At 60.2% G+C, this 22,443-nt stretch carries 16 protein-coding genes and 1 pseudogene; 14 read left to right on the plus strand and 3 right to left on the minus strand.

The window, feature by feature from the left end; all coding sequences use genetic code 11:
* The first annotated feature begins 36 nt into the window (after nt 1-36).
* From ADBZ9K_RS12245 to ADBZ9K_RS12280, 8 genes and pseudogenes are all read left to right on the plus strand, one after another.
* On the plus strand, nt 37-921 hold the full coding sequence (locus ADBZ9K_RS12245) for a cyclopropane mycolic acid synthase family methyltransferase (protein WP_526620588.1): 885 nt from the start codon (nt 37-39) through the stop codon (nt 919-921).
* 140 nt (nt 922-1,061) lie between these two features.
* Nucleotides 1,062-1,955 carry a cyclopropane mycolic acid synthase family methyltransferase gene (locus tag ADBZ9K_RS12250; protein ID WP_526620590.1) on the plus strand — a complete coding sequence of 298 codons (894 nt, stop codon included), beginning with the start codon at nt 1,062-1,064 and terminating at the stop codon, nt 1,953-1,955.
* A gap of 170 nt (nt 1,956-2,125) precedes the next feature.
* Nucleotides 2,126-2,823: pseudogene (locus tag ADBZ9K_RS12255) on the plus strand (YciI family protein).
* Nucleotides 2,824-4,035: an RNA polymerase sigma factor gene (locus ADBZ9K_RS12260; RefSeq protein WP_526620592.1), complete on the plus strand. Its 1,212-nt coding sequence runs from the start codon at nt 2,824-2,826 to the stop codon at nt 4,033-4,035.
* Nucleotides 4,036-4,056: 21 nt separating this feature from the next.
* Nucleotides 4,057-5,115, plus strand: a complete 1,059-nt coding sequence (locus ADBZ9K_RS12265) for an alpha/beta hydrolase (RefSeq protein WP_526620594.1) — start codon at nt 4,057-4,059, stop codon at nt 5,113-5,115.
* Between the two features lie 219 nt (nt 5,116-5,334).
* A complete protein-coding gene (locus tag ADBZ9K_RS12270) occupies nt 5,335-5,835 on the plus strand; it encodes a hypothetical protein (protein ID WP_526620596.1) in 501 nt (166 codons plus the stop codon).
* A gap of 218 nt (nt 5,836-6,053) precedes the next feature.
* Nucleotides 6,054-7,799, plus strand: a complete 1,746-nt coding sequence (locus tag ADBZ9K_RS12275) for a DUF4012 domain-containing protein (protein ID WP_526620598.1) — start codon at nt 6,054-6,056, stop codon at nt 7,797-7,799.
* Nucleotides 7,800-8,219: 420 nt separating this feature from the next.
* A complete protein-coding gene (locus tag ADBZ9K_RS12280) occupies nt 8,220-9,674 on the plus strand; it encodes a tyrosine-protein kinase domain-containing protein (protein ID WP_526620600.1) in 1,455 nt (484 codons plus the stop codon).
* A gap of 128 nt (nt 9,675-9,802) precedes the next feature.
* On the opposite strand, the gene ADBZ9K_RS12285 is transcribed toward ADBZ9K_RS12280, so the two are convergent.
* Nucleotides 9,803-10,879 (minus strand): glycoside hydrolase 5 family protein, encoded by a 1,077-nt coding sequence (locus tag ADBZ9K_RS12285; protein WP_526620602.1) that lies wholly within the window; start codon nt 10,877-10,879, stop codon nt 9,803-9,805.
* A 534-nt stretch (nt 10,880-11,413) separates the two neighbouring features.
* Here ADBZ9K_RS12285 and ADBZ9K_RS12290 point away from each other — a divergent pair.
* From ADBZ9K_RS12290 to ADBZ9K_RS12315, 6 genes are all read left to right on the plus strand, one after another.
* Complete coding sequence (locus ADBZ9K_RS12290) at nt 11,414-12,598, plus strand: glycosyltransferase family 4 protein (protein WP_526620603.1); 1,185 nt, start codon at nt 11,414-11,416, stop codon at nt 12,596-12,598.
* Between the two features lie 471 nt (nt 12,599-13,069).
* Nucleotides 13,070-13,996, plus strand: coding sequence for a glycosyltransferase family 9 protein (locus ADBZ9K_RS12295; protein ID WP_526620605.1), 927 nt, complete (start codon nt 13,070-13,072; stop codon nt 13,994-13,996).
* 391 nt (nt 13,997-14,387) lie between these two features.
* On the plus strand, nt 14,388-15,023 hold the full coding sequence (locus ADBZ9K_RS12300; RefSeq protein ID WP_526620607.1) for a D-sedoheptulose-7-phosphate isomerase: 636 nt from the start codon (nt 14,388-14,390) through the stop codon (nt 15,021-15,023).
* A 9-nt stretch (nt 15,024-15,032) separates the two neighbouring features.
* On the plus strand, nt 15,033-16,598 hold the full coding sequence (gene rfaE2, locus ADBZ9K_RS12305) for a D-glycero-beta-D-manno-heptose 1-phosphate adenylyltransferase (protein WP_526620609.1): 1,566 nt from the start codon (nt 15,033-15,035) through the stop codon (nt 16,596-16,598).
* Nucleotides 16,595-17,578, plus strand: coding sequence for an ADP-glyceromanno-heptose 6-epimerase (gene rfaD / locus ADBZ9K_RS12310; protein WP_526620611.1), 984 nt, complete (start codon nt 16,595-16,597; stop codon nt 17,576-17,578). Before rfaE2 ends, rfaD begins: the two co-directional genes overlap by 4 nt.
* A gap of 388 nt (nt 17,579-17,966) precedes the next feature.
* Nucleotides 17,967-18,707, plus strand: a complete 741-nt coding sequence (locus ADBZ9K_RS12315; protein WP_526620613.1) for a TylF/MycF/NovP-related O-methyltransferase — start codon at nt 17,967-17,969, stop codon at nt 18,705-18,707.
* Between the two features lie 245 nt (nt 18,708-18,952).
* Here ADBZ9K_RS12315 and ADBZ9K_RS12320 read toward each other — a convergent pair whose 3' ends face one another.
* Together ADBZ9K_RS12320 and ADBZ9K_RS12325 are read right to left on the minus strand one after the other, a co-directional pair.
* Nucleotides 18,953-20,290 (minus strand): lipopolysaccharide biosynthesis protein, encoded by a 1,338-nt coding sequence (locus ADBZ9K_RS12320; RefSeq protein ID WP_526620615.1) that lies wholly within the window; start codon nt 20,288-20,290, stop codon nt 18,953-18,955.
* Between the two features lie 454 nt (nt 20,291-20,744).
* Entirely contained in the window at nt 20,745-22,109 is a 1,365-nt protein-coding gene (locus ADBZ9K_RS12325; RefSeq protein ID WP_526620617.1) for an O-antigen ligase family protein, read from the minus strand.
* Between the last annotated feature and the right edge of the window lie 334 nt (nt 22,110-22,443).

Below are 22,443 nucleotides of genomic sequence, written 5' to 3' on the forward strand. Positions count from 1 at the left end.
GCTGCCTGAAGCATTCGATGCGAAAGGCACACCTCTATGCCCAAACGGCTCACACCTCACTTCGAGGATGTCCAGGCCCACTATGACCTGTCCGACGAGTTCTTTCGGCTCTTCCTCGATCCCACCCAGACCTACAGCTGCGCCTATTTCGAGCGCGATGACATGACCTTGGAAGAAGCCCAGCTGGCCAAGATCGACCTAGCCTTGGGCAAGCTGGGCCTGCAGCCCGGCATGACGCTGCTCGACGTTGGATGCGGCTGGGGCGCAACCATGTTGCGCGCCCTGGAGAACTACGACGTCAACGTCATCGGGCTGACCTTGAGCAAGAACCAACGTGACCACGTCGAGCGGGTCTTCGCCGATTCGAACAGCTCGCGAACCAAGCGGATCGAGCTCAAGGGCTGGGAGGAGTTCGACGAGCCGGTCGACCGGATTGTCTCGATCGGCGCGTTCGAGCACTTCGGCTTCGACCGGTACGACGACTTCTTCACCATGGCCACCAAGGCATTGCCCGACGACGGAGTGATGCTGCTGCACACCATCACGTCCTTCACGTTTGACCAGATGGCCGAGAAGAAGGTTCCGCTGACGTTCGAGGCGGCCCGCTTCGCGAAGTTCATGCTCACCGAGATCTTCCCCGGCGGCCGGTTGCCGACGGTCGAGAAGGTCGAGGACCATGCGACCAGGGCCGGCTTTACGCTGACCCGGGTTCAGTCGCTGCAGCCGCACTACGCGCGCACACTGGACTGCTGGGCCGAAGCGCTGGAAGCCAACCGCGAACAGGCGATCCATGTGCAGTCCGAGGAGGTCTACGAGCGATACATGAAGTACCTCACCGGATGTGCGCGCGGATTCCGGGTCGGCTACATCGACGTCGATCAGTTCACGTTGGAGAAGCAGCCGAAAGAAACGTCCAGTTAACGGGCGGTTTGGCGGCTGTTCCGTCAGGGCAAGACGGTATGGTCCAGATCACATGGTGCATACTGGCGCGCAAATGCCACCACATGCGGGGGCCGTGGTGCGAAGAGAGAAAAAGAACCATCAGGAAGGCGTAATCACTCATGCCCGAGGCAACTGAAACCAAGGACATGCGGCCCCACTTCGAAGAGATCCAGGCGCATTACGACCTCTCGGATGACTTCTTCGGGGTGTTTCAGGATCCGACCCGCAAGTACAGCTGCGCATACTTCACCGGCCCGAATGCCACTCTGTCGGAAGCCCAAGTCGCCAATGTCGACCAGCACCTCGATCGGTTGGACCTCAAGCCCGGGATGACCCTGCTCGAGGTGGGCTGCGGCTGGGGACTGACGCTGCGGCGCGCGATGGAGAAGTACGACGTCAACGTCATCGGGCTGACCCTGTCGAAGAACCAGAAGGCCTACTGCGATCAGCTGCTGGCCGGCATCGACAGCGATCGCACCTTCGACGTGCGGCTCGAGGGCTGGGAGCAGTTCCATTCGCCGGTGGACCGGATCGTCTCGATCGAGGCCATCGAGCACTTCGGTTTCGAGCGCTTCGACGACTTCTTCCAGCGGTGCTTCGACATCCTGCCCGACGACGGCCGCATGACCATCCAGAGCAGCTGCGGCTACCACCCGGACGACCTGATTGCCCGTGGCAGGAAGCTGACGTTCGAGTTGGCCCGCTTCGCCAAGTTCATGGTCGACGTGATCTTCCCGGGTGGCCGCATCCCCAGCACCAAGATGCTGGTCGCGCACGGGGAGAAGGCCGGATTCGTCGTGCCCGAACCGCTGTCCCTGCGCAATCACTACATCAAAACGCTTGGTATCTGGGCCGCGCGCCTCGAGCAGCACAAGGACGAGGCCATCGCGGCGGCCGGGGTCGAGAGCTATGACAACTACATGCGGTACCTGACCGGTTGCCAGTACTACTACCTCGACGAATCGATCGACGTCAGCTTGGTTACGTACCTGAAGCCGGGCGCAGTCACGTAACCGTGCGGTGCCTCTGCGCCCAAACCGACAAACGGCAGAATTAGTTCGAGTAAGACGCGCCACAACGTCGATCTCGGCGCTCATGTCGGATTGCGGGGCCCCTGTTCGTCAGACAGGTAGAGAGCGCAACCAGCCGGGTTTCGCTCCCCTGCCCTGGGAGGGACATCGTCATGTATTACTTCGCACTGCTCCAAGGAGAAGAGCGCGCTCTCACCGCCGAAGAAGCCGCGCGTGAGGTGCAGGCTTACGGCGACTTCCACGCTCGTGAGGCAGCCGCGGTCCTTGCCGGTGACGCGCTGGGTTCGGCCGCCGAAGGGGTGCGGATCAGCGGCGGTGCCGACGCACCGGTGGTCACCGACGGCCCGTACGCCGAAGGTGCCGAGGTGGCGGTGGCTATTACGTGTTCGAGGCCGACAACCTCGACGAGGCATTGGAACTGGCCCGTCAGATCCCGGCCGCCACGCACGGCTGTGTCGAAGTGTGGCCGATGGTGCACTGGAATCCGATCGGGCGTGCGACGACGGACGCTGATTGGTTCGCACTGTTGCTCGAACCGGCCGATCGCGTGGTCGCCCCTGGTAGCGACGAATGGGAGGCCGGGGCCCGCCGCCATGTCGAGTTCGGGCAGCTTGCCGGATCGCACATCCTCGGCGGGGCGCCGCTGCACCTGCCGTCGACGGCGACGACGGTGCGGGTGCGCGACGGCGAGGTGCTGTTGACTGACGGGCCGTACGCCGAGGGCGCCGAGGTGGCCAACGGGTTCTATGTTCTGTCCGCCACCGACCGCGACGAGGCCACGAAGGTCGCGTCGATGATCCCCGCAACGGCGGTGTACCTGCGCCGACTGGCGGGTGTGTCCGGGCTGTAGATGGGTTCCCTGGACGGGGTCTTTCGACGGGAGTGGGGTCCGGCGGTTGCCGCGCTGGCACGGTGGTCGGGTGATCTCACTGTCGCCGAGGACGCCGTCCAGGAGGCCTGCGCCGAGGCGCTACGCAGCTGGCCCCGCGACGGGGTGCCGGACAACCCCGGCTCGTGGCTGGTGACGGTGGCCCGTAACCGGGCCAGGGATCGCCTGCGGCGCGAGTTGGCCCGTCCCGGCAAGGAATTGGCGGCTGAAATGATCGCCGCAGCCGGCATCGGCGAGGCCCCACACCGCGTGCGCGACGACGAGTTGCGAATGATGTTCACCTGCGCGCACCCTTCGCTGGAACGCCTTTCCCAGCTGGCACTGACGCTGCGGCTGGTATCGGGTCTGACAGTTCCCGAAATCTCGCGGGCGCTGCTGGTCAGCGAGGCCGCGGTGGCTCAGCGGATCACCAGGGCCAAATACAAGATCCGCCACGCCAACATCCCGCTGCGGGTACCGCCGCCGGAACTGCTGGCCGAGCGCACTCCACACGTGTTGTCGTGCATCTATTCGGTGTTCACCGAGGGATATTGGTCGACGGCGGGCCCGTCGGCGATCCGCGACGAACTATGCGACGAAGCGGTTCGGCTTGCCGGCGAATTGCGCTCGCTGATGCCTGATTCACCCGAGACTCACGCCCTGTATGCGCTTGTTCTGCTGCATGATTCGCGGCGTTCGACCCGGGTGGACGCATCCGGTGCGTTGGTGCCGCTACCGGAGCAGGACCGGCGGCGGTGGGACCGGAGCAAGGTCGCGCGCGGGCTGGATGAACTGCGTCAGGCCGAGCGGGCGTCGGGTCCCTACCTTCCGCAAGCGGTGATCGCCGCGGTGCACGCGACGGCGCCGAGCTGGGAGCGCACGGACTGGGTCACGATCTGCCGGGCCTACGACCGGTTGCTGCAGCTGACGAACTCGCCGGTGGTTCGGGCGAACCGGGCGTTGGCGATCGGATTGCGCGACGGCCCGGACATTGGCTTGGCCGAGCTGGAGAACGTGGCACGCGACCCGAGGCTGTCCCAGTCGAATCTGGTGCCGACGGTGCGCGCGGATCTGCTGCGCCGGGCCGGACGCCACGGCGAGGCGGTCCAGTGGTATCGGAAGGCGCTGGAACTCAACGGCTCTGAGCCCGGGAGTGAATTCCTCCGTCGGCGAATCACCGAATGCGGCGGGTGATCGAGGGCTAGGGTCTGGCTCATGCTTGCTGGCCGTCTCGCCGACCCGACGTGCACGCTGGGGACCGATCCCCGGTCCGACCCGCGGATGGTGGCGGCGTTCGCCCCACTGGGGTTGGCCGACGTCCTACCCGACGCGCCGCTGACCCTGGACTCACCCCTGGCCGACCGGCTGGCATATGCCGCGGCCGCCGAGGAGGCGATCGGCGGGGTGTTCGACGTGTTCGCCCTGGCCGCTCCGGCACCGACCGGGGTCACCTCGACGACGGTGACGATCCCGGGCGGGGAAGGCGACGAGCTGACGTTGTTCATCAGCCGGCCGGACCGGGTGGGCGGCCCGCTGCCGGCGGTCGTGCACTTCCACGGCGGCGGGATGGCGATCGGCAGCGCCGCCGACGCGGCGTACCGGCACCTGCGGGAGAGCCTGGCCGCCACCGGGCTGGTGGTCGTCGGGGTGGAGTTCCGCAATTCCGGCGGTCGGCTGGGCGTCCACCCGTACCCCGCCGGGCTGAGCGACTGCGCAGCAGCCACCAGATGGGTCTACGCCAATGCCGCGGAGCTCGGCGTCAGCCACCTGATCGTGGCCGGCGAGTCAGGCGGCGGGAACCTGACGCTGACCGTGGTCCACAAGGCCAAGCGAGAGGGGTGGTTGGGCGAGATCGCCGGGGCGTACGCCCAATGCCCGTACATCTCCAACCGCTGGCTGGACTATCCGGAGGAGCTGCCGTCGCTGCGGGAGAATGACGGTTACTTCATCAGCTGCCAGCAGGCTGCGTTGCTGGGGTCGATCTATGACCCGGACAAGGCGCACGTCGACGACCCGACGTGCTGGGCCGGCGTGGCCACCGATGCCGACCTGGTCGGGCTACCACCACATGTGATCTCGGTGAACGAATTGGATCCGCTGCGTGACGAGGGGCTCCTGTACTACCGTCGCCTGCTTGCCGCCGGGGTGCCGGCGGCGGGTCGGATCGTCGTGGGGACCTGCCACGGCGGTGACCTGCTGTTCCCGGCGGCGATGCCGGAGATCTTCGGCGCGACGGTGCGGGATATAGTGGGATTTGCGTGGTCGCTGGGATGATAGGGACCTTAGGGATGCGCGTGAAACCTGAGGAGGCCAGTCACTCGGCCGGCGTGCGAAACCGACCGTTCGACCGGAAAAAGCCAGGCGAAAGGCAGTTTTCGCGTTGACATGACCTCACCCGTATGCCATAGTTTTCGTATCGGAATTCTCAGGTTCCATACGTTCGTTATGTCGCACCATGGAACTAGATTTTGGGTCGAATCTCAAGGGGAGCTAATGAGCACTGCAGCCTACGCCGGCAAGTTTTCGGCGATGTCGACGAAGTTTCAGGTGGGCACTGCAGCCCTCGCAATCGCTACCGCCGCCACGATCACGCCGGTGGCCGCCCATGCGGCGCCGAGCCTGGTGTCGTTCGCCGAGGGTATCGGCAATTCCGCCGAGCAATTGCTCCAGCCCGTCGTCGTGGCACGCCCGATACCGCAGGCAGCTGCTTCTGCTAACGCATCGACTCCCGTTTGCGACACGGAAACCATCGCCTGCGCCTTGCGGCTGGCGGTCCAAGGGATCGCAAGCGGTGCGGAATCGGTCGTTGTCGGATTGGTGCAAGCCGGCGGCGCGGTCGTGTGGGTCACACTCGCGATCACAGCCGGCGTCGTCACGGCGATCGGTGACGCTCTGCCCGGGCCACTTGGCGACTTCATCTCGCAGATCGGCGCAACTATCAAAGAAGGCGCAGACGCCGTTGCCAAAGCCACCGGCAACGGGGCGTACGTCTAATACATAGCTTCGGAAGACGGCTCGCCAGTTGTTGCCAACCCAACAGCCGGTGAGCCGTTTTTGGTGTTGGCCAACGTACTTGTCGCTGCCCCCGCTTGCGCAGCGCACACCGGAGCATGGGAACTGACTGAGTGAAATTCTTTTCTCCGCGATCGTCCCGTGACGAGACCGAAGGAGACGATAGCGGGGAGCAGCGCTGGTTCAGGCGACGCAGTGTCGTGTGGTCCACACTCGCAGTGCTCGGAGTTATCGTTGCCGCCGCGTGCTGGCTCGGGTTCGAAGCGCACGTCGCGAAGACAAACCTCGAGCGCGCCCGTGCCAGTGCCCACCAAACCAAAGATGCACTGCTCCAAGGAAACACCGGGGACGCATCACGCTTTGCGGCCGACGCGCAAGCTCATGCGCACGCGGCGCGCGACGCGACACACTCTATCCCGTGGGCTATCGCTTCGTCTCTGCCGTGGTTGGGCAGCCCTTTCCTGACCGGACAACAGATAGCGGACGTCGTGCTCGGCCTGGCCGCGGATGTCCTGAAACCCGCCGCCGACGCCGGCACAACGATCGCGCCGAATCAATTGCTCGCCAACGGCCGGCTTGACGTGCAGGCACTCCGAGCAGAAGAACCCGTCTTGAGTAAGATCGCGGCAAACGCGGCTCGCCTCGCCGCTGCCGCACGAGCAATTCCCGAACCACGCTATGTTGCCGTGTTGGGTGAAGCCCGATCGCAACTGCAGTCGCAGGCATCTGACATCGCAAACGTGCTGGGCAATACGGCCCTTGCCGCACAGCTGGCTCCATCGCTGATGGGCGCCGACGGCCCGCGCACCTATTTCATGGGATTCCAAACCAACGCCGAAGCCCGAGGCACTGGCGGACTGATGGGCGGGTTCGGAGTACTCCGGTTCGACAACGGCAAGCCGAGTGTTGAGTCATTGGGACCCAACACCGAGCTCAATAAGCCGTTCACACCAATGAGTATCAATCCCGACTTCGACCAAGAGTACGGATACCTCAACCCGACCACTGATTACCGGAATAGCAATACCAGCTCCCATTTCCCCTACGCTGCCCAAATCTGGAAGTCGATGTGGGAGCAGCAGTCCGGCATGCGCGTCGATGGAGCCATCGCGTTAGACCCAATTGCTCTCAGTTACATCCTCGGTGCCACCGGGCCGATCACGCTGGCAGACGGCGAGACGGTGACGAAAGACAATGTCGTCCAACTGACCGAGTCCACCGTCTATATCCGCTTCCCCACCGATCAGCCTGCGCGGAAGCGCTTCCTGCAGACAATTGCAGACGAGGTGGTCAAGAAGATCACCAAGCCGGTGGAATCACCGCGAAAGCTGCTCGACGCCCTGGGAAGAGCAGTCAGCGAGCGCAGGATCTCTATGTGGAGCTCGTCACCGGAGGACCAGAAGCTTCTGGAAGAGACGCCGCTAGCTCATATCATTCCCGATGATCCGTCCCCGTATGCCGAGGTCGTCCTCAACAACCTCGCCGGTAACAAGATGGATTATTACCTGGATCGCAAGATCGAATATGTCGCGGACGGTTGCGATGGCGATACTCGTATGTCCACAGTCACGGTCCGGCTGACCAACAAACTCTCACCCGAGGACGCCGCGGGCTTGCCGGATTATGTTGCGGGGCATTTGGGATTCTTTCCTGGGTTCCCCCTTGTCGATCCACGGGGCACCATGATCACCACAGTCCGCCTTCTGACAACCCAGGGTGCGAAGGTACTCAGCGTCCTGATCGACGGAAAGCGGAGCACCGTCTTCGGAGCAACCGAACGGGGGCACCCGAGCTTCGATACGCCGGTGAGCATCCACCCGGGCAAGACAGTTGAACTGGTCTTCCGACTCTCCGAGCCGGCGTCTCCAGGCGAGGCGCGGGTTCCTGTTCAGCCGCTGGCCGACAACGTTGTCCCGAAGGTATCGGTGCCGGTATGCAACAAGTAGCTATCAGACGTACCGCACTCGACGGGCGATCCCGATTTCGCGCAATCGGAGACCACACTTCCGACAGGGCTACCCGCTCAAGATTGGCTTCTAGACGGACCGCATCACTCACTTCACGGAGGCCAGGCAACGTCCTCGTAGATGGGCTGCAGACTTGCATCGATGACAACTGCGCTTCGCGTTTGCTTCGTTCGACCGTAGTCCGGCCCGCAGCGACAGGGGTGATCGAGTGCCTGATTATTGAGCAAGGACACCGCCGACCAGCGGTAGCCTTCGCAACTTTTGATTACTTCAAGAGTCTGCTGCACAACCGGTGGATCACCACATGAATAGGCATGCCTGTCGAGTTCTTCACCGCTCGCCGGCATCGTTTAGCTGTTTAAATGTGCGACCGCTGAGCAGCCAAGTAAAGGAGCGGCTTTGAACCTGCAGGACTACCTCAAGGTACTGCGAACTCGGTGGGTGACCGTGTTGGTGACCATGTTGGTCACGGTACTAGCCGCCATCGTGACGACTTTGTTGACCACTCCGTTATACAAAGCGTCGACAAGGCTCTTCGTTTCCACCTCGGCGGGTTCTTCGCTATCTGACATCTACCAGGGGAACCGCTTTTACCAGGAGCGGGTCAAGTCGTACACCGAACTACTCACTGGAGAGACGTTAGCTCAGCGAACTGTCGACAAGCTGGGGCTCGATATATCAGCCAAAGAGCTCGCGGGCAAGGTTAGGGCTAGCGCAAAGCTAGATACGGTTCTCATCGACGTTGATGTTCTTGACACCTCCCCTGTTCGTGCTCGCGACATCGCGAATACGTTATCCGATGAATTTGTGGTCATGGTTCGCGAGTTGGAAACCCCAAACCAGGGTGGAAAAGCCGATGCTCGCGTTGTCGTGGAACAACGTGCGTCGGTTCCCGACCATCCAGTGGTCCCGAGGACAGCGCGTAACATCGGCATCGGCCTAGCTTTGGGACTCTTACTGGGAATGGGACTAGCAGTTCTTCGCAACATTCTGGACAACACTGTCAACAGCCAAGAGACACTCGAACAAGTCACGGAGGTTGGCCTCGTCGGCAGCATCCCGCTTGACAAGGTTCGTCGTAGGGAACCTGCGATCCGGTTTGAAAGCGATAACTCCGGGATCGCCGAAGCATTTCGGAAACTTCGGACCAATCTTCAGTTTCTGGCCGTTGATAACCCGCCCCGGCTAATTGTCGTCGCAAGTCCGATGCCTGGTGAAGGCAAATCGACGACTGCGATCAATATCGCGCTGGCATTGGCAGAGGCTCAGCACAATGTGGTGCTTGTCGATGGTGATATGCGGCGGCCTATGCTCGACAAATACCTTGATGTGGTCGGCTCCGTCGGACTCAGCACAGTGTTAAGCGGCGGGATCTCCATCAACGACGCCTTGCAGAAGACACGTTTCGACCGCCTGAGCGTCCTAACTTCGGGTCCCATTCCTCCAAACCCAAGTGAGCTACTGGGGTCGTTGGCGGCCCAGAAGTTACTAGGAGAACTACGCTCACAGTTCGATTACGTGATTGTGGATTCCTCACCTCTGCTTGCGGTTACCGACGCGGCAGTCCTGGCCGCGACTGCGGACGGTGTGATGATCATGGCCAGATTCGGCGACACCAGACGTGACCAGCTGGCACACGCCGTCAGGAGCCTCAGGGATGTCGGCGCTCCACTTCTCGGCGCCGTCTTCACGTTAACGCCCACGCGCGGCACGAACTCGTATGGCTATAGCTACAGCTATTACGCAGCGGAAGGTTCAGCGAAGCAGCCGACGGAGAATCGACCGGACGGTAACCCCGTAGCGTCTGCCGACGCGGATCCGTCCCTGCGTGCGTCGCCTGAAGATCGACGGTAGATCTGCCTGGAACGCTGTACCGGACTGCGTGCGATTGCAATGCGCTGCCGCATCATGTGAACCAACGTCGACTGCCGAGTTTTGACGGACACCGGTCTTGGGAAGTTAGCAAACCGGCTCGGGACGAGCTATCTGAACATCGGGAAAGTGGCGAACGGCTCGGCAATGTCATCACGCAACACACCAGGTGCGGAATACAACCCGCATACGTTGCTCGTGGTGTTGACGTCATAGCACGACCAAGCGATCGCCCCCGCATGGTCATCATGCGCCGACACGAGCTTCTCGACCATATCGTAGAAGTCGGATCGCTCGGTAGCTGGCTTGTCGGCCCCGATGCCGAACTCCCCGAAGACCATGGGTTTACCTGCGGCCCAGGAATTTTCGTAGGTCGACGCCAGGTCGTCAGGGGTACCAGCGGCGTAAAGGTGAATATCGAGGTAATCGCTCAACTCGAAGAATGGGTCGACAGGGCATTTGGCGAACATGCCACCGGCAGGGTTGGGGCCCGTGGGACTCCACGACCACGCGCTGGCATCGAAGAGCGGGAAGCTCACTGTTACAGGTAACCCGGAGGAATGCGCCGAGTCGGCACATCCGCGCAGGGTCGTGAGCAACCAGTCGTAGTCGACGTGATCCTTGATCGGCAGCGACCACGCTTCGTTCATTAGGTCCAGGCCGATCACGCCGGGATAGTCGGAGAGCATGTCAGCCCAAACGGCGTAATGGGATACTGCCTTTTCGCTGGTTAGGGGGTGCTCAAAATTATCTTGTATGTCGCTGCCGGCGGGAAGGATGTAAAGGTTCTTGCCCGCACAGTAATCCAACATCTGGCGCCACTGGGCGAAGTACGTGTCCTCCGTGATGCTGCCCGACAGGAAGGTCTGAGTGCTCCCCCATAGCCGAACCGCGTTACCAACGACGGCGGCGTCATCGATCTGCGGTTTGATCCAATTCTCCCAGTCCCATGCGGTCCACATGGCGGCCCATATAGTGTCACCGTAGGTGTTCCACGGCCGGCCGAGGGGATTGGCGTTGCAAACGATGTTCGATCCGCGCAACCGGACCGTCGGGGGCAACCGATCACTCAATGAGTAGGTTCGCGCCCCGTCCGCTCTCGCGTCCGGCATGCCCATTGCGGCTGCCAGCGTCCCAATTCCTGTCATCAGCAGCATGTTGCGACGATTAATCTCCGGCACAGGCACAAACACCAGCCTAAAGCAGGTGGTGGACACTGCACGGTGTTGACATCTGCTTCCAGGCGTTATCCGCCGGTATGCCAGCGTGACCCGCGTCACCTTGGATGTATCTGACCCCGATTGGATCGGGGAATGGCGGACGCATAGCGGCACACAATTGCTGGAATTGTCCATGCGGCCGGTGCCGAGCCCCGCTCTCACCATGCGGGAGTTGCGGCAGCTGGGCGACGCTGAGTACGTAGCCCCGGCGAGGAGGTGGGCCTCCGGATGGTTCTCGAGACGAAAGCTCCTCCCCTATAGCCCATCGAAATGCCTACCGGCGTCTCTCCACCGATGGCACAGCGGATCGACGTACGCTCAAGACGTCCCGCATCCTCCACGAGCGAAGAGGGTAAATTGATCGAATCTAGAGGGAGATGTGGAACTACTCGATGACGCCCGAGTGAAGCCAGCGGCTGGGCGTGCAGTCTCGAACACCGATACCAGAAGCTAGACCACTCACAAATTCCGCTCGAGCGGAGCGACCGATATAGGGCTCAGATGCGTGATGTGAAAATCCAACAGCGGATCCCAATCAAAGAGGGCGCCGAGCATATTGTCTTCGTTTTTCATTCTGCCGGCGTGGTCGGTGTCGAGCGGTCGTCAGTCGCACTCATCCGGGCTGCCAGGAGGCAGCATGCACGTGTGACGGTTTTCCTTCCATGGACTGGACCGATTCTAGAATTGCTCGAGGGCATCGAAGGCATCGAAGTGAAGTACCTCAAGGCTCAGTGGTGGATGGGCTGGGATCACGCCGGCTTGCGGGGCCTGCTAAAAACTGTCCAGGCGCTTGTTCAGACGGTCCAATGGTGGCCAGCGATCGCGCGAGCACGTCCCACGGCGGTTTACGTGATGTCAACCGTAATTCCCACTCCTATGTTGGCCACCAAGTTGGCGAGAGCGCCATTAGTGGTGTTTCTCAGTGAGAGCATTCGGCACAACCCGGAGATAAAATCGACGTTACCCAAGTCGTGGATCATCAAATTCGTCAAATCTATGGCAACCGTGACAGTCGCAAGATCGAGATTCGCTGCAGATCAATACGGAGGATCGTCACTCATCGAGCCGCCCGACATTGGCGATCCGCGAGATACCGGAACTGATAGGGCGCATCGCAGCGAGCAATTGAGACGGGTGGTCATGCTCGGGAGCTTGTCGGACGAGAAGGGCCAGCAAGACGCCGTCCGCGCCGTGAGCGCCGCGCGAAACGAAGGAGTGCCGCTCACGTTTGATTTATACGGGAATGCAGACCCCCAGGAGCTCGAAAGATTGAACTCCCTTATTGAATCCCTGGGCTCTGCCGATTTTATCCGCCACCGTGGTGTGACCATGAATCCTTTGAGCGTCTTTGCCTCGGCCGACATCAGTTTGGTTTGCTCGCGAAACGAGGCATACGGGCGAGTAACTGCCGAGTCGTTGTCTGTTGGTACACCTGTTCTGGGTTATCGCGCAGGCGGCACAGCGGAGATCCTCGAGGCAGGTGGCGGCATCGCGGTCGAGCCATCGGTCGAAGCGCTTACTTCTGCGCTTGTCTCCCTGGGCACCGATGACAGCAAATTTCAGGAACTGGGACGATCTGCGGCCGACCGTCAGCAGTCTCGACGGGGGTTCGGAGACGGAGACCGAACAGTGGAGAAGATTAGAAGCATAGTCGAAAACACTGCCGCCATAAACTGGGATCATTGACTCTACCAACGCCGGAAATGCGATGCCCAGAGCCGCATTTCCGTCAAGAGAATTGACTATCGTCGAAATACAGCAAAGCGCGAACGACTTAGCATACACCAACGGAAGTTGAAGAGCCCATGTGGATTGCCCCGGGGCCGCGGGTTCTGGGCATGCTAGGAGTTGCGCTCCACTTTGCGTTAATGGAGTGCTCGTTGAGAATGGCGAGCTCGATATAGGCCACACTAATCGCCGGCAATAGCAGAGCGGAATGCCCCTTGGAAGTCCGCCGGTCAAGCATAACAGGAGGTGCGGGCTGAGCTAGCGATGAATTTCAGTCGGCGTATAGTTTGGGCATTGCTATCTTTGAAGCGCTAGACTTTCGCGAAGCCGGAACGGGTACCCAAGTAGCGCAGCGATACCCATAATAAGGTACAGTACCCGACAACGCGCATCAAAGTTTGCGGAGACTCTCAACACGGAATCAGAACTATGACGCAGCCAATAAAGCGAGCGGTAAAGAAGGCTATCCAGCTTGCCGGATACGATGTTACAAAGATACCGACCCCGTCTCAAGACTCCCCCCTCGACCTGAACCGACTAGCCGGCAGCGATCGTCTCGTCGCCGGACCATTTCTCGGTGAGTTTGGTTGGGAACTAATGCAGTGGCAGGGATATGTGAGGCAGCTTGCGAAGTTTTATACCGAAACGGTTGTATTCGGCAGAACTTCATCCCACTATTTTTACCAAGATTTCGCATCGGAGTTCAACGCGGTCGATTGCGCCTCGTGGGACACAGACGCGTACGAGTTGCACGGTTTTAACTACAATGAGTGGGCACTACAGTTTCCCCACAGTGATCTGTTAGTCGCCGACAATCGGTGCCTTGAGTTGCGGAGTAATTTCGATCAGGCGTTCATTCCCTTTGGCGTGTACCGCCAAGCTAATGCCTATGACGTGGTGATACATGCGAGAGATATTCCCGTGTTGACGGGCAACACGGAAAAGCACCTGAGGAACTGGCCTAAAGACCGGTGGGATGAAGTTTGCCAGAGTCTTGATGGTCTTAGACTTGCCGCTGTAGGAATTCCCGAACTTTCTTACTGTCCGGAAAATGTAACTGACCTACGAGGAATCGAAACCGAGTACCTGTGTTCCGTATTGGCAAGCTCCAGATTATGTGTCGGCCCCTCATCTGGGGTAATGCATTTAGCAACATTGTGTCGAACGCCCCAATTGATCTGGACGTCGAGCGGCTATACTGCCGGGTTTGGGGGTGTTGCATATCGCTACGTTAGAAGCTGGAATCCATTCGCCACCCCAGTCAGGGTTCTAACGGAAATGGGTATTGATCCCACTGCGAAGTACATTGAAGCCGAGTTGACTACGTTTCTTGACGAACTGCCCCCAAGAGAGTAGCGAGAAGATCGCTCGATTGCGCTTATGACCGTCACCTTCGGGCACTAGAGCAAGGCGACCCACTCTGCCTTTGGCGCGGTTCACCAACTCCGATGGCGTAGCCGAGTCTGGACAGGCCGGACAGCGATCGGTCGGATAGGCTCGACATCGTGCCCGCGGCAATACCTCGTGTCATGGCCGCCAGATTAGGGTCAGCGGGCAGAGGGCGCTGCAACAATTCTTCGCGCGATCCCGGTTCGAGCCAGGCTGAAGTGGTATGCGCCGCAGTCTTGGACGGACGACGAATTCAGCTTAAGGACATATCGCCTGCGCGCCAAGATCCCAGTGGTGAGCAGCAGCAACAGGTTACCGTGAGCACGTTATCCACTAGGGCGTGGAGAAGGGGGTTCCGATGGCAGATGCTGATCGACTTGCGGAGGCAAATGCCGTTCCAACGACGGCTGGAGACGCGGTTCTGCTCGAGTACTTCCAGGAAGGCATGCGAGCACATCTTGCGGTAGCCGAGGAGGTGCGAACCAGACTCGCAGATCCCTTCGCCGAGATGCTAGGGGCGTGGGAGACCACGATTCGCGGTGGTGGCAAGATTCTGTTCTTCGGCAATGGGGGCAGTGCGGGCGATGCCCAGCACCTTGCCACGGAGCTAACCGTCAGGTTTCACGCCGATCGCCCTGCCATTGCTGCCCTCGCGCTGACAACGGATACCAGCACGTTAACCGCCGCCGGCAATGACATAGGCTTCGACGCAATTTTTTCCCGTCAGATCGAGGCCATCGGTCGGCCCGGGGACCTCGCGCTCGGCATCTCAACGTCCGGGAAAAGTCCCAACGTTCTGCGGGCGCTGAGGACCGCGCGCGAGCGCGGACTCGTGGCGGCGGGATTCACGGGAGGCACTAGCGGCGAGATGTCACATGAGACGGATGTTCTCCTTGTGGTGCCGTCAACTGATACCGCGCGCATCCAGGAGATGCATATTACTCTCGGACAGCTCTTGTGCGGTGCGCTCGAGCAACGGCTCGGACTTGTCTAGAGTACGCCCGTGAGCGCTGGTAGTTCCCATGCGACGGGCAAGAGCGGTCCACTCGGACACGGCGGAATGACCGACAGCCAGGGTTTCTTGGATTTTGATGCCGGACATCTCACCCGCTTCATCGACCGGTTTCCAGATCAGCACATCGTGGTGGTAGGCGACGTGATGCTGGACAGCTTCGTCTACGGTGACGCACAACGGATTTCGCCCGAAGCACCGGTCCCGGTGCTTCGCTTCAGCAGCGAAATGACGGCTCTCGGTGGCGCCGGCAATGTAGTCCGCAACGTGTCGGCCTTTGACGCAGATGTCGCGTGCGTCGGTGTCGTCGGCGACGACGTCGTTGGGCGTGAGGTGGAGGCGCTACTTACCGGGCAACGCGGCGTTACCTGCGCGCTCGTGCGCATTCCGGGCCGACCGACGACGACCAAGATCCGCTACCTCGCTGCCGGCCAACAACTGGTGCGAGTCGATCGCGAAGAGGCCCAGCCGATCGACCGCACAGTCGAAGACCAGGTCATCGCCGCTGTCAGGTCGCAGGTTCGCAATGACAGCCTCGTCATTCTTGCCGACTACGCCAAGGGCGTATTGACGCGGCGCGTGTTGACAGAGCTTATTGATTTCACCCGAGCCAAGGGCCTCCGCGCGATCGTCGAACCCAAGAGTGCAGACTTCACGCGCTACCGGCATGGCCACCTCATCATCGGAAACGCCGGCGAGATCGCTGCCGCTACGCGTATGCCGACGGCTACAGACGCCGACGTCAGCGCGGCAACGCGCGAGGCTCGGCGTCTCGGCGACTTCGAGAACGTGATCACGACTCGCTCCGACAAAGGCATCGTCGCGCTCGACGACAAAGGCGTGTTGCACAGTTTTCCGGCCCGGGCACAACAGGTGTTCGACGTATCCGGGGCAGGCGACACTGTGACGGCGACCGTCGCGCTGATGCTGGCAGCCGGAGCGTCACTTGCAGAGGCCGCCTACACCGCCAACGAGGCGGCCGCCATCGTTGTCAGCAAGCTCGGAACATCGGTCACCTCCGCCGACGAGCTCAAGGCCCGGCTTCGCGAAGACGACGGAGTGAACTACGCCGACAAGGTCGCTTCGCTCGAGGACATGCTGGCGCGCGTGCTCCAGCAGCAGCGGACCAAGCGCCGCGTCGGCTTCACGAATGGCGTCTTTGACATCCTCCATGTGGGCCATCTGTCGCTGCTGGCACAGGCACGTGCCGCGTGTGACTTTCTGGTGGTCGCCGTCAACTCCGATGACTCGGTCCGGCGCCTGAAGGGGCCAGAGCGGCCCGTCAACACTCAGCACGACCGGGCCTTATTGCTCGCCGCACTCGAAATGGTCGATGGCGTTGTTGTTTTCTCCGAGGACACCCCACTTCGCGCTATCGAGACGTTGAAACCCGATCTTCTAGTCAAGGGCGCCGACTATCGACGCGAGGACATCGTGGGGGGTGATTTCGTGGAGCGGCGTGGCGGACAAGTGGTGATTGCGAACCTTGTTGGTGACCGTTCCACAACGCGCACGATCGAGAGAATTCTTGGGCGAGCGGGGAAGGCGGACTCATGATCGTGGTCACCGGCGGTGCCGGGTTCATTGGCTCGAACGTCGTCGCCGCCCTCGGTCTTGACGACGTTCACGACGTCGCGGTCTGCGACTGGATCGACGACGCCAAGCAGCCGAATATCGCGCTGCATCACGTCAAGGATGTCGTCTCGCCAGATTCATTCTTCGCGTTCCTCGAAGGCCGTACCGGCGACGTCGAGATCATCATCCACATGGGCGCGAACTCCTCGACCACCGATCCCGACGTCGACCGAGTCTTGCACTACAACCTCGAATTCACCGACAGGCTCTGGCGATGGTGCGCGGCGCATGGCGTACGGCTCATCTACGCATCGTCCGCGTCGACTTACGGCGACGGCAGCGGCGGATTCGAGGATCGACAGGAACATGCCTTCCTCACCACATTGCGTCCACTCAACGCCTACGGTCTCAGCAAGCACGCCTTTGATATGCGTGCCGCGCGCTGGCTCGCAGAAGGACAACCAGCGCCCCCGCAATGGGCCGGGCTCAAGTTCTTCAATGTCTACGGGCCCAATGAGTATCACAAGGGCGATATGATGAGCCTCGTCGCCAAGATGGTGCCGGTGATCGAGCGTCGAGAGACTGTTCGGCTTTTCCGTTCACACAGAGCTGGTTTTCGCGACGGCGAACAACTGCGCGACTTTGTCTACGTCAAAGACGTGATTGCGGTGATCGACTGGCTGCGCGCCAACCCCGATGTAAATGGGCTGTTCAATGTCGGGAGCGGCAAGGCGAGGTCGTTCCTCGACCTGGCCCTTTCAACGTTTGCTGCCCTCGGTATCGAGCCAGAGATCGAATACGTCGACATGCCTGAACATCTGCGCGAGCGCTACCAATACTTCACTGAGGCGCCGCTGCAAAAACTCCGCAGCGCTGGCTTCGATCGCCCCATGACGGGGCTCGAGGAGGGCGTCACAGACTACGTCCAAGGCTATCTGCAGGGCGGCCGCCGCTACACCTGATCCCAGCGCTCGAACTGGCGACTGGCTGTACATGAAGCGACGGCAAGCTGACTAGCCGCTGACAACAGACAGCACTATGCGGCCGATTGCCATGACGGCGAATACTCGGCCGCTCTGGGAGGAACGGATCTGACAATTTTCTGAACCGACCGTGCCGCGACATGCTCCTGGTTCAATTCACGCGCTGCCACGGCCGGACGGATTCGCCCTGGAAAACACCCGACACAAAGCGCCAACCTTCAGTCACGGTTCCCTAGGGCCAAGTCGTGCTTCATCACTTACGATGACTACCATGGGGGGCTTGATGTCAAACGATTCTGCGGCGTCCGGCCCGAGCGGCCAGCTCTGGGAGCGAATCCTAAGGCGGGCTCTGGCGAGGAACCGGCAATTGGCTGACACCCTCTCCAGGGAGTTCCCCCGGGCACCATTCCGGCTTGGATTATCGGATCTGGGGAACCTGCAAATCGCTTACCAGCCGGACTCACAGGCCGTGTTTGCATCACACCCGGAATACAAGGCAGTGCACAAGCGCTTCGTGGACAGCAATCGGGCAAACAACGGAGGGGATTGGGCCAGGTTCTGGTCTTTGATCCTCAACCTCAAGCAGGTGCTAGACCAGGACGGTGTGACCGGTGATCTCGCCGAACTTGGGGTCTGGAGAGGAAATACGGCCGCGGTGCTTGCCCACTTCGCGGCCCAGCACGACAGATATGTCCATTTGTTCGACACCTTCGAGGGCTTCGACCGGCGCGATCTTACGGGGGTCGACTCCAACAAGGACCGGGACTTCTCTGACACGTCGATCGATCACGTCAAAGGTGTCATCGGCGAAAACGCCGACCGTTGCCGCTTCTACCCCGGCTGGTTTCCTAGTTCGCTCCAGGAAGACGCCAAGAATACCCACTATTGCGCCGTGAGTTTGGACTGCGATCTCTACGAACCCATGAAGGCTGGCCTGGAGTTTTTCTATCCACGGTTGACCAGTGGCGGAATCCTGCTGGCTCACGACTATTCCAGCGGATATTGGGAGGGCTCGAAGCGGGCGGTCGACGAGTTCTGCAATGACACCGGCGAGCGACTCGTCCTGATGCCCGATAAGTCAGGCAGTGCGTTCATCCGAAAGCACTAAGTTCAATCGAATCGCGCCTGGGGACACACGTCGCTTTGAGCTAGCGTTTGGTCGAGTTGACACAACGGAGATGATTGTGCGATTTTAGTGAACGGTCATTTGCCAATAACATTACAGACCAGACTTACGCAGCCGCGCATTTCAGCGATCGCTGTGGCCGTTGCTTAGTGCAGTCAAAACACGACCAACGAGCTTCGCACCCTAGGCGACTTTACAGTAATTTCTCGAATTCTTCCCGAGCCGATCTATCCCCACACCTTCAGCTTACGAAAAACGCTAGACAACACGCGACCAACCCTCACGAAGTCGCTGTGCTTGAACCGATAAAAATCACTTAGAGTCGCGTCGCACCTCACAATCATCCACATAATGCCTAAGTTGCTTGAAGTCAGATTGCCCGCCAACGTGGCCAGCGCTGCACCTGTCGCACCGAGGGAAGGAGTAAGCAGAAGCACCAGAACAATGTTGACGCAACAAGCTGCAACCAGCGCTGAACTGCGGAGGTGCGGAAATCCCGACGACGAGAGCCCCACTCCCGCAAGTGAGCCTGGATTCCCGAGACTGACCGCGACCAATAGCGTAAAGACCGCTGGGAGCGCCCCAGAGAATTCCTTGCCGAATACCATGGGTATTAAAACCGGTGACAGAGCCGCGACTGGCAAGCATAGGGCCGTGACAATGATCGTCGAAACTCGCGATAGGTCGCCGATCTCCCGTGGCCGCACTCCGCGGTCACTAAGGTGGGTAAATGATGTCTCTCGTATAGCGGTGTTAACTACAAGTGGCAACTCACTTACCGATACCGCGACAGCGTACAAACCGAGTTCGAAAGCCCCAGACAGTGGCGACAAGAGTACTTGATCGATGCGCATGAGGAGGATTCCAGATATCGAACCGATCCATATTCCACTGCCGAATCTCAGCAACTCCATATTGGTGACATCGGCAGGCGGGGGATCAGGTTTCCGCGACGCCAGGAGAGGAATATAGGCAAGTGCCCCCGTCAGAAACCCCGCCAAAATTACGATGACAGCGGTGCGGAGGTTGAGTTGCCCTATCAGGTACAGGACGGTTAGGGGCACCAATTTTGTAATCGCACCGATCAGACGCTCGACTGTGATCGCCGTCCATCTATTATGTGCGGCTGCGACTGCCCGGATAATACATAGTAGGAGCGATGGGATCACGAGAGCCGCCGAGAAAATGATAAAGCGGCGCACGGTGGGATTCCCATCGCTGACCCAAGATGATACGAGCATAAGAAGCACTGTCGCGACGCTTGCAGGCAACAAGATTAGCAACGCTCCGCGCTTTGCGAGCTTCCTGGTCCTACGGCGATCTCCGGCCACAAAGTACGTCACCGCTTCGGGCAACCCGATGGTTGCCAACGTCACCGTGAGCGCGAGTGGCATCGTCGCCGCCGCTAACTCACCGCGGCCCTCGACGCTCAGGGCATGCGCGAGGATCGGTCCGGCCGCGAAGGACGCCACGGGTGTGAATACTCCCCCGAGCAGGTTGATCGCGGTATGGCGCGCGAGGCCATCGCCCCCGTCAGCCGTCTTGTCGGAGGCTGATGACGACATGCTCACTGGAGTAGACCTGCAGATGTGGGTACCGCCGTGCGCGACAGCATCACAACGTCGTGCACGATCAGACCTTTCCGTCGCATCGAAGACCCAGGTCGCACTAACTCTCCCCCGTATGGACCGCAGGCCATATCAGCAATCGGTGGGGCGCCGACCATCCCTCGGCGCACCAGAGGCAGCACACCCAACGCAAGTCATCGAACCACATCGACATCGGGAGCCGCCCAACGCACGAGTGCGCTCCCGTCCGTGCCACAGGCGTAGCCGCGTAGTGGACTGGCATATGCCCGGTACATCCGGCCACCGCGCTTCTCCTTGACCTAGGCCCCCGGTGGACGATTGCCGGTTAGGCCTTCCCGGTGCCGGTTCCACGGTCACATTCATAACTAGCGCAGCCACACCGACATAATCAGCCCCACCCAAACCCATCTAAGCGTGCAAGCAGTCGGCCTTACTTGCGCCCCCTGAGCATCTCGTTCGCTACATTCGTTTCCTCGCCTACGCGCTCTTCAATCGCACAAGGTGAACGCCGCGGAATACAGAACATGAAGGCGAGGGCTGGCCAAACCAGGAACGATTGCGGCTGTGCGTGCAGTACACCGACCGGATCTTCAGCAATCGACAACAAGACCAACATGAACACAAATAAGAGTGGCAGTGCTTCTCCGGCCCGATACATAGCTACAGCCCGAAGTGTAACAGTGGCGCCAGCAATTACCAACGCTATAAGCGCAAGGAGTCCGCCCGCTGTAGCGAAAGTCAGCCATACGTTATGCGAAGACCTGGGGATTGCATCGATGTAAAGCGTGAGCTCACTTCTTTTCCTCAATACATCCGCCCCCCAGCCCATCCAAGGCGATCGAGACCAAAACTCCACCGACGCCTGCCAGATTCGCCCCCTATTAGAATAGGCCGTGGGGTCGGCCGTGGCAAGCGGGAGCCAAATAGCAATCGAAATACCCGCAAAAATCGCCGCGAGCAGGAATGCAGAATTTCTATTGCGGCGGCGCGGCAAACCATTTTCTCCTAGCATTAAGGCAAGCACGCAAAAGGCTGCAACCGAGGCAAGCGATGCCCGAGACGCCGACCAGATGAGAGCGGCGACAATAATTGCTAGACAGATGTTCCGCTTAGCTCCTTTGTAGACACAGATAATGAATGGCACGGAAAGGGCCAGCATTGTTCCTAGATGGTTGGAATGCCCGTATATGCCGGCTAATGCTGAGCTACCAATGAACGCCTTACCTTCGTCCCACGATGGGGGCATGAGTGCGACGGAGCTAGCGAATAGTCCAATTGCGACCGAGGCGGAAGCAGAGATGGTGGCGAGAGCAGCGATAAGTCTGGCGATTTGGCCAATAGCAGGCCGTACAAAGTAAATTGCGGTGACAACAAGTGGAAACAGCGTATCTTGCCGCGCAAATTCTATGCCACGCACGACAAAAAACAAGGGATAAAGGACCACCCAGGGGCCGAGCAGCGCTATTAGAAGATGAAGCGGTGGGGTGTTAGCCGCTTTGAGGGATACGACAATGGCTGCCATGAGTGCAAGAATCGTCCCGTACATCAAGGCTTGGAAAATTGCACTCACTAGCGGCGTTGTCAGAACGGCCGCGTTTAGAGCCTGATTATCGTAGCGCCCAAGCTGAAGCGTCAGCACGAAATTGCCGGCCCACCCGTAGAACCACAGAGTCGCGATGGCGACCAGAATCAATACCGAGCCCAACTGACTGCGATGCACGATCGCGGGATCCGTCTCCAATGCGGGCGCAGTATCTGCCATAGGCCATCCACTCGTTTCATCACCGGTGGTCATGTGCGATCGCTTCATCCTGCGGATGCCCATAGCAACTCATCGAGGAACTCGGGCCATCGCCGACATTCAGCCTCCGGACTAAGGCTCTCACCGCTGCTGGGCCGAGACTGACAATCGCGGCCACTTCGGTGAGTCCCAAGACTACGTCGGCATCCCGGCGTGCGTCGAGAGCTGACTGCGGCAATTGAGCGCCGAGAAGGTCCCACGCGTGTTGTCAATCGTCTTCGCATCATAGATGCCTTCGACTCATAGACAGTGACCGAGGCCCTCGTGGCTCAATTTGCCCTGCGACGGTGAGCCTGTCCGAGTGCCGGACATCGTCAGGTTCCAACTT

Source organism: Mycobacterium sp., assembly GCF_965229265.1.
Taxonomy (GTDB): Bacteria; Actinomycetota; Actinomycetes; order Mycobacteriales; family Mycobacteriaceae; genus Mycobacterium.

What these genes read in the sequence shown, in the direction of transcription:
- ADBZ9K_RS12245 (WP_526620588.1), top strand. Translation starts at nt 37, where the DNA reads ATGCCCAAACGGCTCACACCTCACTTCGAGGATGTCCAGGCCCACTAT.
- ADBZ9K_RS12250 (WP_526620590.1), top strand. Translation starts at nt 1,062, where the DNA reads ATGCCCGAGGCAACTGAAACCAAGGACATGCGGCCCCACTTCGAAGAG.
- ADBZ9K_RS12260 (WP_526620592.1), top strand. Translation starts at nt 2,824, where the DNA reads ATGGGTTCCCTGGACGGGGTCTTTCGACGGGAGTGGGGTCCGGCGGTT.
- ADBZ9K_RS12265 (WP_526620594.1), top strand. Translation starts at nt 4,057, where the DNA reads ATGCTTGCTGGCCGTCTCGCCGACCCGACGTGCACGCTGGGGACCGAT.
- ADBZ9K_RS12270 (WP_526620596.1), top strand. Translation starts at nt 5,335, where the DNA reads ATGAGCACTGCAGCCTACGCCGGCAAGTTTTCGGCGATGTCGACGAAG.
- ADBZ9K_RS12290 (WP_526620603.1), top strand. Translation starts at nt 11,414, where the DNA reads ATGCGTGATGTGAAAATCCAACAGCGGATCCCAATCAAAGAGGGCGCC.
- ADBZ9K_RS12295 (WP_526620605.1), top strand. Translation starts at nt 13,070, where the DNA reads ATGACGCAGCCAATAAAGCGAGCGGTAAAGAAGGCTATCCAGCTTGCC.
- ADBZ9K_RS12300 (WP_526620607.1), top strand. Translation starts at nt 14,388, where the DNA reads ATGGCAGATGCTGATCGACTTGCGGAGGCAAATGCCGTTCCAACGACG.
- rfaD (WP_526620611.1), top strand. Translation starts at nt 16,595, where the DNA reads ATGATCGTGGTCACCGGCGGTGCCGGGTTCATTGGCTCGAACGTCGTC.
- ADBZ9K_RS12320 (WP_526620615.1), bottom strand. Translation starts at nt 20,290, where the DNA reads ATGTCGTCATCAGCCTCCGACAAGACGGCTGACGGGGGCGATGGCCTC.
- ADBZ9K_RS12325 (WP_526620617.1), bottom strand. Translation starts at nt 22,109, where the DNA reads ATGACCACCGGTGATGAAACGAGTGGATGGCCTATGGCAGATACTGCG.